Below are 13,008 nucleotides of genomic sequence, written 5' to 3' on the forward strand. Positions count from 1 at the left end.
CGGCGCGCGGACCGGGATCGTTACCCGTGGCAACGCTCGCGCCACGCGCGGCCTGCCCTACGCTGAACCCGTGCTGCTCTCCGATCGCGACATTCGCGCCCATGTGGAATCCGGCCGCCTGGGGATCGACCCCTTCGAACCGCAGATGGTGCAGCCGTCCAGCGTGGATGTGCGGCTGGACGGGCTGTTCCGCGTGTTCAACAACACCCGCTACACACATATCGATCCGAAGCAGCAGCAGGACGAGCTGACGACGCTGGTGGAGCCGGCCGAGGGGGAGCCCTTCGTGCTGCACCCGGGCGAGTTCGTGCTCGGCTCCACGCTCGAGGTGTGTAGCCTGCCCGACGATCTGGCCGGCCGCCTCGAGGGAAAGTCCTCGCTGGGCCGCCTCGGCCTGCTCACGCACTCGACGGCGGGGTTCATCGACCCCGGCTTCTCCGGCCACATCACGTTGGAGCTGTCGAACGTGGCGAACCTGCCGATCACGCTGTGGCCGGGGATGAAGATCGGCCAGCTGTGCCTGTTCCGGCTCACCAGTCCGGCCGAGAACCCCTACGGCAGCTCGGCCGTCGGCTCGAAGTACCAGGGCCAGCGCGGCCCGACGCCCTCGAAGGCGTACCTGAACTTCCAGCAGTAGCGCCTCGCCGAAACGTCGACTCACGAATAGCGCGGGCAACCGACCGCGGTTCTGTCGTCGCTCAGTCCGGCGCGGAGTGCCGGCCGCGTCGTGGCCGGTCGGCCGACGGATCCGGCCGCGCCGGCGGGCGGGGCTGGGGTGGTGCCGGCGGGCGGGGCTGCTGCCGCGGGGACGCGGGGATCGGCTCGTCCGGCAGGCGTCGCCGGCCCGGCTGCGGCTCCCGGGCCGCGACGGGGAACTGCCCGGTCGGCGGGGCGGCCGGCGACTGCCCGGTCGGCGGGGCGACCGGCGACTGCGCAGGCGGTGGCGCGGCGGCTCGGGACTGCGCCGGGGCGGCGGTCGTGGCCGCCGTCCGGGCCGCCGCGTGGCGCTCCCGCACCCGGATCTCGGAGGGGTCGGTGTCGGGGTGGCTCTGCGAGTACCGCGCGGCGGCCTCGGCGCTGACGGCGGCCCGCTTCGGCTTGGCGAGCAGCGTGGCGATCGCGGTGGTCAGCGGGACCGACAGCGCGAGCCCGATGCCGCCGACGAAGGCGCGGACCAACTCGATGGCCACGGAATCGGACGTGAGCACCTGGCCCAGCGGCCGCCCGGCGATCGAGAACAGCAGCAGTAGCGGCAGCGCGGTCCCCACGTATGCGAACACCAGCGTGTAGACGGTCGACGCGATGTGGTCGCGGCCCACGCGCATGGCCGAGAGGAACGTGCGCCGCCGGGACGACTTGGGCGACAGCTTCGCCAGCTCGAAGGTGGCGGAGGCCTGCGTGATGGTCACGTCGTTGAGCACGCCGAGCGCGCCGATCACGAATCCGGCCAACAGCACGCCCGAGGTGGAGACCGTGGAGGCGTAGGCCTGCAGGTTGGTCGCGTCTTCACTACTGAGACCGGTGACCTGGGTGGTGATCGTGGCCAGCCACGCGAGGACCCCGCACACTGCGAGGGAACACAGGGTGCCGAGCAGCGCGGCCGAGGTACGCAGGGAGACGCCGTGCGCGAGGTACAGCACCACGTACAGGATCACCGCCGACGCCACGAGCGCCACCCACACCGCCGAGTTGCCGTCCAGGATCGAGGGCAGCGCGAACAGCACGATCACCACCCCGGACAGTGCGAGCCCCAGCAGTGCCCGCAGGCCCCGCCACTGCGCCACGGCGATCACGACCGCCGCGAACACCAGCCCCCACACCCACAGCGACATACCGCGGGCGTAGTCGTAGAACGCGTAGTTCGCGGGCGAGCCGGCCACGCCGCCGCCGTTGAAACTCATCAGGATCTTGGTGCCGGGCGACAGGTCGGGCTGGCCGGTGCCGGGGTCGCCGGCCGCGACAGGTCCACGCCGGTCCGGTTGGACGGCGTCTGGCCGGGCACCGCGGAGACGTTCATCCGCTGCGTGCCGATCGAGAACATCGTCCACTTGCCCGAGTCCTGGCCGCTGGTGATGCGCACCGAACTGTTCAGGCAGCCACCGTCGGGATTGAGGACCGGATGGGGCTGTGTTTCGCTGACCTGACCGTTCCCGTTGGGCGTGAAGTCGCAGTCGCCGATCATCTGCTCGGCGACGGTGCCGTTGGACAGGCTCGGCGTCTGCGGGCCGCCGGGCACGCTGACGCGCAACTGCGACGGCCAGAGCAGCACGACGCCGGCCACGACCGCCACCCCGATGATCGCGAGCAGGCCGATCACCACGCGCGACGCCCACTTGCCGAGCGAGATGTTGCTCAGTGAGTGGCTGTGCACGTGGGTGGCCGGGTCGGCGTCGTGGTGATCGTGGTCGGCTGTCACGCCGCCACCCTACTTCTGCTTGTACGAACTCAGGAAGTTGCCGAACCGCTCGAGCGCCTCGGACAGATCACGGGCCCACGGCAGGGTCACCACGCGGAGGTGATCGGGCGTGGGCCAGTTGAAGCCCGTGCCCTGCACCATGAGGATCTTCTCCTGGTTGAGCAGGTCCAGCGCCAGCTGCTCGTCGTCGTGGATCTCGTGCACCTCGGGATCCAGCCTGGGGAACGCGTACAGGGCGCCCTCCGGCTTGACGCAGCTCACGCCGTGGATCGCGTTGAGCTTCTCGTAGGCCACGTCGCGTTGCTCCAGCAGCCGCCCGCCGGGCAGGATCAGGTCGTTGATGGACTGGTACCCGCCGAGCGCCACCTGGATCGCGTGCTGCGCAGGCACATTCGGGCACAGGCGCGTCGACGAGAGCAGGGTCAGCCCCTCGATGAATCCGGACGCGTGCTCCTTGGGCCCGGTCAGGACGGCCCAGCCCGCGCGGTACCCGCACACGCGGTACGCCTTCGACAGGCCGTTGAAGGTCATCACGAGCAGGTCGGGGGCGAGCTCGGCGATGGAGATGTGCTGCGCGTCGTCGTAGAGGATCCGGTCGTAGATCTCGTCGGCCAGCACCAGCAGCGAGTGCTTGCGCGCCACCTCAACGATCTGCTGCAGCGTCTCGCGCGAATACACCGCGCCCGTCGGGTTGTTCGGGTTGATCACCACGATCGCCTTGGTGCGCGGTGTGATCTTCGACTCGATGTCCTCGACCGACGGGTTCCAATCGTTGTCCTCGTCGCACAGGTAGTGCACCGCGGTGCCGCCGGCGAGCGACGTCATGGCCGTCCACAGCGGGTAGTCCGGCGCGGGGATGAGCACCTCGTCGCCGTTGTCGAGCAGCGCCTGCATCGTCATCGTGATCAGCTCGGAGACGCCGTTGCCCAGGTACACGTCGCCGATGTCGAAGTAGGGGAAGTCCGGGATCTCCTCGTAGCGGGTCACCACCGCCCGTCGCGCGGGGCGATGCCCTGCGACTCGCTGTACCCCTGCGAAGTGGGCAGCGCGTGGATCATGTCGCGGACGATCGAATCCGGCGCCTCGAACCCGAAGGTCGCCGGATTGCCGATGTTCAGCTTGAGGATGCGGTGCCCCTGCGCCTCCAGCCGCGCCGCCTGCGCCACCACGGGTCCGCGGATCTCGTACAGCACGTTCTGCAGCTTGGCGGACTGCTCGAGCGGCTTGAGTTCGGTGCGGATGTGGGGCACGTGCGGTCGGCTCATGGGCTATATCGTCGCAGGTTGCGGCAAATCCTTTTCGCTCACCTCGCCGTTGCCCGACGGTGCCGCCCCCTCGGCCCGGTGCCGGGCGGCGCCGACCACGAGCAGCGCGTAGCCCACCGCGATCCACGCGCCCAGCACGGCGAACGCCGCGCCCGCGCCGGAGCCGATCACGGCACCGTCGGCGAAGAAGGCCGCGCTGCGCAGGGCCGTGCCCGTGGCGCCGATCGGCAGGCTCTGTCCCAGGACCGCCCAGACGTGCGGCAGGAATTCCGGCGGGGCGCCGATCCCGGCGAGCGGCATGCCGACCAGCATGAACAGCAGCGCCGCAGGCGCGATGCCCTTGGGTCCGGCGATCGACACCAGGCCTGCCACCGTGGCGCCGATCGCGAGCATGCCGGCGCTCATGGCGAGCCACTGGCCCCAGAACCCGCCGGGCAGCACGCCGACCCACATCGCGGCGCCCACCGCGGCGGCGCCGACCACGGCCGCGCCCACGGGCAGGGCCACGGCCACGATCCTCGGGTGGCCGCCGATCATCACGGTGGCGAGCGCCAGCACCATGCCGGAGAGGAACACGGGCATCACGATGGAGCCGAAGCCGGCGCCGCGCGGGTCGTCGGCGGAGAGCGGCGCGACGTCGACCGTCTGCACCGGCGCGCCCTGGGCGACGCCGGTTGCCAGCTGGGTGATCATCGGCGCGACGGCGGGTGAGGCGCCGCTCGCGACGACGGCCTTGGGCTGGGCGCCGGGCACGATGCCGCCGTAGACCTCGCGGTCCTTCGCGGCCTGCACCAGCTCCGATTCGGTGGCGAACGCGCGTACCGCGAACCCGCCGGGCTGCTGCGCGTCGAGCCGCTGTTGAACCTGCGCCGCCGCGGCCTGCGGGCCGACCACGCCGATCGGCAGGTCGTGCGGCTTCCCGTGGGACGCCGGCCCGGTGAACAGCAGCACGATCAGAGGGATGGCGATGGCGAGCCCGGCGAACACCGCCGCGAGCTTCGTGTGGGACGTGCTCATGGGAGCCTCCGTAGGTATTTCAACGTTTGTTGAATCAGACCGTACGTCCGGCCCCGGAGCTATGTCAACAGATGTTGAAATACGCTAGGCTTCTCGACATGACGACCGGACGGCGCGCGGGCGCCAGCACCGCCAAGGCGGACATCCTCGAGGCGGCGCGCGAGCTGTTCGCCGAGGTCGGATTCGACCGGGCGACCATCCGCGCCATCGCCGCCCGCGCGAACGTGGACGTGGCGCTGGTGTCGTACTACTACGAGAACAAGGCGGGGTTGTTGCGGGCGGCCATGGAGTTGCCCTGGACCCGCGCAAGTTCATTCTCGAGGCCGTACAGGGGCCGCGGGAGAACCTGGGGGAGCGGCTGTTACGCGGGGCGTTCCGCGCCTGGGAGAGTCCTGAGGCGGGCGCCGGCGTGCGCGCCGCGCTGCGGGCCGCGGCGGTCGACACGGTCGGGAACCACAGCACCCTTGGTGAATTCGTCAGCAGCGAGATGATCCCGACCGTGATGTCCGTGACCGGCATCCCGAAGGAGTCCGCCCGTGTTCTCGCGAGCACCGTCCTCGGGCTGGCGTTCATGCGCTACCTGGTCCGCGCACCCGCGTTCACGGAGGTGTCGGTCGACGAGCTGATCGCGTCGTACGCTCCGGTGATCCAGGGCATCGTCGACGCGGACGCGCACCCGGCCCGGAGCTAGCCGGGTGAATCCGCGGCCCAGCGGGCACGAGAACCCGGATCTGGCTTCGTAGGGTCCTACAGCCGCGGATCGACCCGGGCGCTAGTCGAGGTCGCGCGCGGGCTTCTCGGCGTTCCCGACCTCGACCTCGACCTCGGCCTCCACGACCTCGATCGTTTCGCCGGGCCGGAGTGGAGGAACCGGCTCGGTGGGCTGTACGGCTGCGGGGGCGGGCTCGACGGCCGCCGGTGCCACCGCCGGGACGGCCGACGCATCGGGTGCCTGCGGATCCTCGTCGTCGCCGAGGTTGTGGAACGCGCGCCCCAGCTCCTCGGAGACGTTGATGATGCGCGCCTTCTTGACCTCGGGCTTGTCGATCTCCTCGGCCACGTACTGCGCGATGAACCGGCGGATCTCCGAATCCACGCTGGCCACGACGCGCACGATCGACCCGCGGATGGTCCGCGACTCCACGTCGACCCACACGTCCTTGGGCTTGGGCGGGTCAACCTCGATGCGCAGCTCCAGCGGGGCGGCCGCGCGCACGGTGAGCGGCAGGGTGATGAGTCCGGCCACGTCGTAGCGGATCCGGTCGACCTTGAGGTCGATCAGCAGGCCGATGCGCAGCGGGATCTTCACGGTGAACGTGATGAGCTCGCCCACCTGCCGGGTGAGCTGCGGCTCGTCGATCTCGACCTGCGCCCACACCTTCGCGACCCCACCGGGGCCCGACGGGATCGGGCCCACGGTGAAGTCGCCGCCGGCGATGTCGGCGAACGCGGAGCCGACGCGCTCCTCGTTCACGGCGATCTCGAAGAACCGCCGACCGAACTCCTCGTAGCTCACGTACTCAGGCACTCGTACATCCTGCCCTAAGAGCGATAGTCGATCGACTTGATCCGATCACTTCCGGCCGCCGGGGCGCTTGGCCCCCGCAGCGATCCCGAAGCCCTTCGCCTTCGACTCGCCCTCGGTGGCCAGCGTGCGGTCGCTGCCGCCCGTGGTCGCCTTGGGCTGGTCAGCCGGGGTCTCCGGCGCCGACGGTGCCTTCCCGTCCGACTCCGGCTGCGCCGCGGGCTCCGCGGGCGCCGACGGTGCCGGTGTGACGGGAGTCTCAGTCGGCGCGGCGGCCGAATCAGTCACAGCTGCTGGTTTCGGCGCACCCGGCTTCTTCGCGCCGGGGCGCTTCGCACCCGCGGCGATGCCGAACCCGGCCGACTTCGACTCGCCCGCGGTCTTGAGCGTGCGGTCCTCAGCGGGAGCGGCGGGCGCCGCAGGGGCCGCCTCGGCCGCCGGTGCAGCAGGTGCGGTCGCCGCCGGCGCGGCAGGTGCTGCGGCAGCGGGAGCGGCCTTGGGTGCGCCGGGCTTCTTGGCGCCGGGTCGCTTGGCGCCCGCGGCGATGCCGAATCCGGCCGACTTGGACTCGCCGGCAGCCTTCAGTGTGCGGTCCTCGGCAGGCGCGGACTCGGCTGCCGGAGCGGCCGCCGCCTCCGCCGCGGGTGCCTCCGCCGCAGGTGCGGCTGCCGGAGCGGCCGCTGCGGGCTTGGGCGCGCCGGGCTTCTTCGCGCCCGGGCGCTTCGCTCCGCCGGCGATCCCCAGGCCGACCGCGGGCTTCGCGGGGGCCGCGGGAGCGGACGGTGCCTCGGACGCGGGTGCCTCCGCCGCAGGTGCGGCTGCCGGAGCGGCCGCTGCGGGCTTGGGCGCGCCGGGCTTCTTCGCGCCCGGGCGCTTCGCCCCACCGGCCATGCCCAGGCCGACCGCGGGCTTCGCGGGGCCGCGGGCGTCGACGGTGCCTCGGCCGGAGCGGCGTCGGCGGTGGGAGCGGGAGCGGCGGCGGGCTTGGCGCCGCCGGGCTTCTTCGGCCCGCCCGGGCGCTTGCCGCCCCCGGCGAGTCCGAGACCCACGGTGGGCTTCGCGTCCTTCTTCTCCGCCGGAGCGGCCGGAGCCGCTGCAGCTGCGGGGCCGCCTGCGCCGGGGGCGCCTCGGCAGGGGACTCGGCGAGGGCGGCGGCACCGTCGGACACCTTGCGGTTGGGGTTGCCGAGAACGATCCCCTCGGGCAGGCCCCGCTTGACGGACTCGAGCAGCATCTGCGCGACGTCGACGACCTCGGGCGCCTGCTCCGGCGTCTCGGCGGTCTGCGCGGTCACGCCGTCGGAGAGCATCACGCGGCAGAACGGGCAGCCGGTGGCGATCTTCTTCGGCGTGGCCTCGGGCGTCGACGAGAGTGTGTTCAGGGCCTCGTCCACGCGGTCGATGTTGATCCGCTTGCCGAGCTGCTCCTCCATCCACATGCGCGCGCCGCCGGCGCCGCAGCACATGGACCGCTCGAGGTGCCGCGGCATCTCCTTGAGCGTGGCGCCCGAGGCGCCGATCAGTTCGCGCGGGGCCTCGTACACCTGGTTGTGGCGGCCCAGGTAGCAGGGATCGTGGTAGGTCACGTCCTCGCTCGGGGGCGCGACGGGCACCAGACGCTTCTCGCGGACCAGCTTGTTCAGCAGCTGGGTGTGGTGGACCACCTCGTACTTGCCACCCACCTGCGGGTACTCGTTGCCGAGCGCGTTGAAGCAGTGGGCGCAGGTCACGACGATCTTGCGCTGCTTCTCGGGGAGGCCGTCGAAGACCTCGTCGAGCTGCTCGATGTTCTGCTGCGCGAGCATCTGGAACAAGAACTCGTTGCCCGCGCGGCGGGCGGAGTCACCGGTGCAGGTCTCGCCCGGCCCAGGACCAGGAAGTTCACGGCGGCCACGTCGAGAAGCTCGGCAACGGCCTTGGTGGTCTTCTTGGCGCGGTCCTCGAAGGCGCCGGCGCAGCCGACCCAGAAGAGGTACTCGAAGCCGTCGAACGACTCGACGTCCTGGCCGTAGACGGGGATGTCGATGTCCATCTCGTCGATCCAGGCGGTGCGCTGGCTGGAGCTCTGGCCCCAGGGGTTGCCCTTGTTCTCGAGGTTCTTGAACAGGCCGGCCAGCTCGTGCGGGAACTCCGACTCGATGAGCACCTGGTACCGGCGCATGTCCACGATGTGGTCGACGTGCTCGATGTCGACGGGGCACTGCTCGACGCACGCACCGCAGGTGGTGCAGGACCACAGGACCTCCGGGTCGATGACGCCGCCCAGGGCACCGTCTTCGCCGGCCGGGCCGACGAGCGCGCGCTCGGCCTCAGCGCGGGCCTCGGCCGGGATCTTCTCCAGCGCGGCCTCGTCGACGGTGCCGTCCTTGTTCACCAGGCCGATCTGCTCGCCCGCGGTGTCGGTGCGTCCGCCGGCCAGCAGGTACGGCGCCTTGGCGTAGCCGTGATCGCGCAGACCCATGATGAGCAGCTTCGGGCTCAGCGGCTTACCGGTGTTCCACGCGGGGCACTGGCTCTGGCAGCGGCCGCACTCGGTGCAGGTGGTGAAGTCCAGCCAGCCCTTCCAGGAGAAGTCCTCGATCTTGCCGGCGCCGAGGTTGTCGACGTCGGGGTCGGTGTTCTCCATGGTCAGGACCTTGCCGTTGGAGACCATCTCCTTGGCGGCGCCCAGTGCGCGGCGGCTGCCCAGCTCGCGCTTGAAGTAGATGTTGAAGAAGGCGGAGAAGCGGTGCCACGCGACGCCCCAGGTGAGGTTGCTGCCGACCAGTATCAGGAACATGACGCCCGACATGAGCTTGATGAAGGCGAAGACGGTGACCATCGTCGGGCTGTTGGGGAGCAGCTCGGCGACGTGCCGGGTGAAGAAGTCGGTCACGGGGTCGGACTCGCCGGTCATGGCGATCTTGCCCGCCTTGACCATGATCATGCCGAGGCCCTCGAAGAAGACGATGGCCTCGATCGTGTACGCGGGCAGGAACTTGCTGCCGGCGAAGCGGGAGAACAGCGCGGGGTTGCGCGGGTGCTTGACCTGGCGGATCACGATCAGCACCAGGATGCCCACGAAGGTGGCGATGCCCAGGATCTCGTCCACCAAGTGGTAGATCGGCGACGAGCCGATGACCGGCCAGTGGAAGTGCGGGTCGAACGTCTGCGGCAGGGCCTCGAACCACAGCACCATGCCCAGCAGGAAGCCGACCATCACGAACCAGTGGGCGATGCCCACCGTGCGGTTCTTGATCATCTTGGTGTGGGCGAGGAACTCGACCACGACCTCCGCGGCACGCGGGATGAAGGGGAGCCAGCGGTCCTTGGCGGACTGGCCCTGGGCGATGATCCGCACCATGCGGAGTGCGCCGCGGAAGAAGATCCCCCACGCGACGACGAAGGCGATGGCGCCGATCGTGCCGAGGGCGATGTTCAGCGGGGTGATGTCGGACTCGGCGGCGGCCAAATACGTCTGGTCCACGTCGTGCACCTTTCTGCCTCGCGGGCTGGCTGGCATCCATGTTACTCGTCAGTAACATGGATGCGAAACCACTGCGTCTGGCATAACCGTAGAACGCGGATATATGTGGTCCTGCGTGAAGGTTCACCTAACTCCTGCTCGGTAAGGTGTCCTCATGACTTCGGGACTGCGTTCGCGCGTGAATCCCACGGCGCGACTGCGATCCGTGGTGAGCGGCATCACGGGCGCCGGGCCGCTCTACGTGCCGCGCGACGCCCCGCAGGCCCCGTCGCGATCGCGTTCGGCGCGTCGGTGAAGGGCGGCCGGCCGGGCTCGTTCGTCGAGGGACGGCTCGTGGCGTCGCTGCAGCTCCTGCGGCTGGGAAAGGTCGAGAAGATCCTGGTCTCCGGCAACGCCGGCGGCACCTCCGGCGACGAGATCGCCGTGATGACGGCGTGGCTGCGCGCGCGGGGCGTCCCCGCCGGGGATCTCCTCACCGACGGTGCCGGTCTCGACACCTATCTCGCCTGCCGGCGGGCGCGCGACGAGTTCGGGCTGGGGCGCGTCCTGCTCGTCTCGCAGTTCTTCCATGCCCGACGGGCCGCCGCCCTCGCCCGGCACCTCGGCCTCGACGCGGACGCCGTCCGCGCCGAGTGCGGCTGCACCCGGCGCGCCTGGATCCGCAACCTCGCCCGCGAATACTTGCTCTCCCGCCCCAAAGCCGCGCTGGACATCGCCCGCCGCAGCTGATCGCGACGGGGCGGTCGTTCTTCGAGGTCACCGGCGATCCGCAATCGGTTCGGAGTCGCTGCAGGTCGCCGCGGAGTAATGCTGTCGAACTTTCACGGGCGGTCGGCGTAGGGTGGGGCGCATGAACCGAGGAGGAGTGTCCGGCGCCCTGCGCCACGGCAGATGATCACGCCCCGCAGCCGATCCGCCGGACCGGCTGCGTAGCGCTGCCCACACACCTCCACCCTCGCGCGTATCGCCGAGGGCTTCTTGAAAGACGGTTCGATCATGGATCCCGTTTCCCAGCAGCAGATCATCGACGCGTTCCGCGGCGCCACCAAGAGTGAGGTCAAGCGGGTCACGTTCCCGCAGGACTTCGATGACATCGATTTCGCGAAGCTCGAGTTCCTCGGCTGGCGCGATAGGAAGATCCCGCGGCGTGCGTACGTCTCGGTGCCCGCCGAGGTCGGTCTCGTGAGCATCCTGCTCACCTAGGCCGATGCCAAGCCGAGGGCCAAGGCCATGTGCACGTGGTGCCGCGACGTGAACATCACCAGTCAGGCGGTGCTCTACACCGTGCGGCGGGGCGGCGCGGCCGGCCGCAAGGGCGACACGATAGGCGTACTGATCTGCGAGGACTTCAGTTGCGCCGCGAACGCCCGCAAGCTGCCGCCGGCCTTCCACAAGGGGACCGATACCGAGGCGATCCGCGAGCAGAACCTGGCGGACCTCCGGCGCAGGGTCACCGGGTTCGTGGCCGAGGTGCTCAGCACCGAGGGCTGATCGTCTACTTCGCCTGGGGGAGCTTCGCGCCCTTCGGGGAGACCCGACCGGCGGAGGGCGGCGGCACCATCGGCCCCACGTCACCGTCGGGCGCGGTGTCCAGATCGAGGATGACGGGGGCGTGGTCCGACGGTCCCTTGCCCTTGCGTGCCTGCCGGTCGATCCACGTCGCGGCGGTGCGGTCGGCGACGGTGCCGCTGGCCAGGATGAGGTCGATCCGCATGCCGAGGTTCTTGTTGAACATTCCGGCGCGGTAGTCCCAGTAGGAGAACACCTGCTCGTGCGGCCAGTGCTCGCGCACCACGTCGCGCAGGCCGAGCGCTTCGAGGGCGGCGATCGCCTCTCGCTCGGGCGCGGTCACGTGGGTGTGCCCGACGAAGGCCGCCGGGTCGAAGACGTCCTCGTCCGTCGGCGCGATGTTCATGTCTCCGCAGACGAGCTGGGGAACGTTGTCGGCCTCGACCTGATCGCGCAGCTTCGCGAGCCACTGCAGCTTGTACTCGTAGTGGTCGGAGTCGATCTCGCGACCGTTCGGGGTGTACAGGGAGTGCACACGGATGCCGGGATCGTCGGGGGCCGTCAGCCCGGCGCCGCAGACCGCCGAGATGGCCCGGCCCTCGACGATGCCCTCGTACTCCGGTGCGCCGGGGATGCCCACGACGACGTCCGCCAGGCCCACCTTCGACAGCACTGCCGACCCGTTCCACTGCGGCTGGCCCGCTGTGGCGAACTCGTAGCCGCGCTCGGTGAGATCCGGGCCGATCAGGGTGGCGAAGGCATCGTCGGTCATCTTGAGCTCCTGCAGGCACACCACGTCGGGCGTGCGGGAGTCGAGCCATTCGAGCAGGCGGCCGTGCCGCTGCTTGACCGAGTTCACATTCCAGGTGGCGACGCGCATGGACCCACCGTATCGGGGCGGTCCGACACCTCGGGGACACTGGGTGTCATGGATTCGAGCGAGCGATACCTGCACGCCGCGGTGGCGGCGTCGGCGGTGGTGATCCGTGAGTACTCCACGTCGTTCTCCCTCGCCGCCCGCCTGATGCCGCCGCGCGTGCGCGGGCACATCACGTCGATTTACGGGCTGGTGCGCGTCGCGGACGAAGTGGTCGACGGTGCCTGCCCATCCGATCCGCGCGCCCACCTCGATGCGCTCGAGCAGGCGGTGGAGCGTGCGATCGTCGAGGGTTTCAGCACGGATCTCGTGGTGCACTCCTTCGCGCACGCCGCCCGGGTCACGGGGTTCGGAACCGAGCTCACCCGGCCCTTCTTCTCGTCGATGCGCTCCGACGTGACGCCCGCCCCGCACACGGAAGCCTCGCTCGCGCAGTACATCCACGGATCAGCGGAGGTCGTCGGGCTGATGTGCCTGCGCGCCTACCTGGTGGGGGAGGCGCCGTCGGACTACGAACGGTTGGCGCCCGGCGCGGCCCGGTTGGGCGCGGCCTTCCAGAAGGTCAACTTCCTGCGCGACCTCACCGACGACGAGATCCGCCTCGGCCGCGCCTACCTGCCCGAGCTCACGCAGCGCGCCTTCGACGCAGCACTTGACGACGCCTCCGCCGACCTCGCCGCCGGCCGCGCCGCGATCGCCTCGCTCCCGCGCGACGTGCGACGCGGTGTCTTCGTGGCGGCCGACCTCTACGCCGAGTTGATCAGTCGGCTGCGCGCAGCCGGGCTCGACGGTGCGCGGTCCGGTCGCGTCCGCGTCCCTGCGACGCGCAAGGCGACGGTGCTCGCCCGTTCCCTGGCGCGCCCGGCGGCGCGCGGGTCGGCCTGAAAGCGATCGTTACCCGCGGGTAGCAAGCACCGGATGCAGGCGTTTCCCC

The 13,008-nt window shown here is 70.5% G+C and carries 10 protein-coding genes and 4 pseudogenes; 7 read left to right on the forward strand and 7 right to left on the reverse strand.

Features of this window, described 5'->3' with window-relative positions:
* Positions 1-70 precede the first annotated feature (70 nt).
* Positions 71-637 carry a dCTP deaminase gene (dcd, locus tag MTP03_RS01600; RefSeq protein WP_248490282.1) on the forward strand — a complete coding sequence of 189 codons (567 nt, stop codon included), beginning with the start codon at positions 71-73 and terminating at the stop codon, positions 635-637.
* Positions 638-698: 61 nt separating this feature from the next.
* Here dcd and MTP03_RS01605 read toward each other — a convergent pair whose 3' ends face one another.
* The 4 genes and pseudogenes from MTP03_RS01605 to MTP03_RS01620 all read right to left on the reverse strand — a co-directional run bounded on the left by MTP03_RS01605 (position 699) and on the right by MTP03_RS01620 (position 4,698).
* On the reverse strand, positions 699-1,901 hold the full coding sequence (locus MTP03_RS01605) for a YibE/F family protein (protein ID WP_248490283.1): 1,203 nt from the start codon (positions 1,899-1,901) through the stop codon (positions 699-701).
* Positions 1,901-2,416, reverse strand: a complete 516-nt coding sequence (locus tag MTP03_RS01610) for a hypothetical protein (protein ID WP_248490284.1) — start codon at positions 2,414-2,416, stop codon at positions 1,901-1,903. The genes MTP03_RS01605 and MTP03_RS01610 overlap by 1 nt, the downstream gene beginning before the upstream one ends.
* A gap of 9 nt (positions 2,417-2,425) precedes the next feature.
* Positions 2,426-3,681, reverse strand: a pseudogene (locus MTP03_RS01615) (pyridoxal phosphate-dependent aminotransferase).
* A 3-nt stretch (positions 3,682-3,684) separates the two neighbouring features.
* A complete protein-coding gene (locus tag MTP03_RS01620) occupies positions 3,685-4,698 on the reverse strand; it encodes an SNG1 family protein (RefSeq protein ID WP_248490285.1) in 1,014 nt (337 codons plus the stop codon).
* Positions 4,699-4,796: 98 nt separating this feature from the next.
* On the opposite strand from MTP03_RS01620, the pseudogene MTP03_RS23235 reads away from it, so the two are divergent.
* Both MTP03_RS23235 and MTP03_RS01625 read left to right on the forward strand, forming a co-directional pair.
* Positions 4,797-4,922 (forward strand): annotated as a pseudogene (locus tag MTP03_RS23235) (TetR family transcriptional regulator); the annotation flags it as partial.
* A 134-nt stretch (positions 4,923-5,056) separates the two neighbouring features.
* Positions 5,057-5,389 (forward strand): hypothetical protein, encoded by a 333-nt coding sequence (locus tag MTP03_RS01625; protein WP_248492354.1) that lies wholly within the window; start codon positions 5,057-5,059, stop codon positions 5,387-5,389.
* 81 nt (positions 5,390-5,470) lie between these two features.
* Here the strand turns inward: MTP03_RS01625 and MTP03_RS01630 are convergent, their stop codons facing one another.
* Complete coding sequence (locus tag MTP03_RS01630) at positions 5,471-6,226, reverse strand: hypothetical protein (RefSeq protein WP_371820848.1); 756 nt, start codon at positions 6,224-6,226, stop codon at positions 5,471-5,473.
* Positions 6,227-6,271: 45 nt separating this feature from the next.
* Positions 6,272-9,652: pseudogene (locus tag MTP03_RS01635) on the reverse strand ((Fe-S)-binding protein).
* A gap of 190 nt (positions 9,653-9,842) precedes the next feature.
* Here MTP03_RS01635 and MTP03_RS01640 point away from each other — a divergent pair.
* The 3 genes and pseudogenes from MTP03_RS01640 (at position 9,843) to MTP03_RS01650 (ending at position 11,179) form a co-directional block, all read left to right on the forward strand.
* Entirely contained in the window at positions 9,843-9,983 is a 141-nt protein-coding gene (locus MTP03_RS01640; RefSeq protein ID WP_248490286.1) for a hypothetical protein, read from the forward strand.
* On the forward strand, positions 9,980-10,417 hold the full coding sequence (locus MTP03_RS01645; protein WP_248490288.1) for a vancomycin high temperature exclusion protein: 438 nt from the start codon (positions 9,980-9,982) through the stop codon (positions 10,415-10,417). Before MTP03_RS01640 ends, MTP03_RS01645 begins: the two co-directional genes overlap by 4 nt.
* Before the next feature lie 267 nt (positions 10,418-10,684).
* A pseudogene (locus tag MTP03_RS01650) lies at positions 10,685-11,179 on the forward strand (FBP domain-containing protein).
* Between the two features lie 4 nt (positions 11,180-11,183).
* Here the strand turns inward: MTP03_RS01650 and MTP03_RS01655 are convergent.
* Positions 11,184-12,077, reverse strand: coding sequence for an exodeoxyribonuclease III (locus MTP03_RS01655; protein WP_248490289.1), 894 nt, complete (start codon positions 12,075-12,077; stop codon positions 11,184-11,186).
* Positions 12,078-12,125: 48 nt separating this feature from the next.
* On the opposite strand from MTP03_RS01655, the gene MTP03_RS01660 reads away from it, so the two are divergent.
* Complete coding sequence (locus MTP03_RS01660) at positions 12,126-12,959, forward strand: squalene/phytoene synthase family protein (protein ID WP_248490290.1); 834 nt, start codon at positions 12,126-12,128, stop codon at positions 12,957-12,959.
* The last annotated feature ends 49 nt before the right edge of the window (positions 12,960-13,008 follow it).

The sequence above is a fragment of the Tsukamurella sp. PLM1 genome, from assembly GCF_023168325.1.
In the GTDB taxonomy this organism is placed as follows: domain Bacteria; phylum Actinomycetota; class Actinomycetes; order Mycobacteriales; family Mycobacteriaceae; genus Tsukamurella.

Coding starts and splice junctions, on each gene's coding strand:
- MTP03_RS01660 (WP_248490290.1), top strand. CDS start 12,126: ATGGATTCGAGCGAGCGATACCTGCACGCCGCGGTGGCGGCGTCGGCG.
- MTP03_RS01620 (WP_248490285.1), bottom strand. CDS start 4,698: ATGAGCACGTCCCACACGAAGCTCGCGGCGGTGTTCGCCGGGCTCGCC.
- MTP03_RS01640 (WP_248490286.1), top strand. CDS start 9,843: ATGACTTCGGGACTGCGTTCGCGCGTGAATCCCACGGCGCGACTGCGA.
- MTP03_RS01605 (WP_248490283.1), bottom strand. CDS start 1,901: ATGAGTTTCAACGGCGGCGGCGTGGCCGGCTCGCCCGCGAACTACGCG.
- MTP03_RS01655 (WP_248490289.1), bottom strand. CDS start 12,077: ATGCGCGTCGCCACCTGGAATGTGAACTCGGTCAAGCAGCGGCACGGC.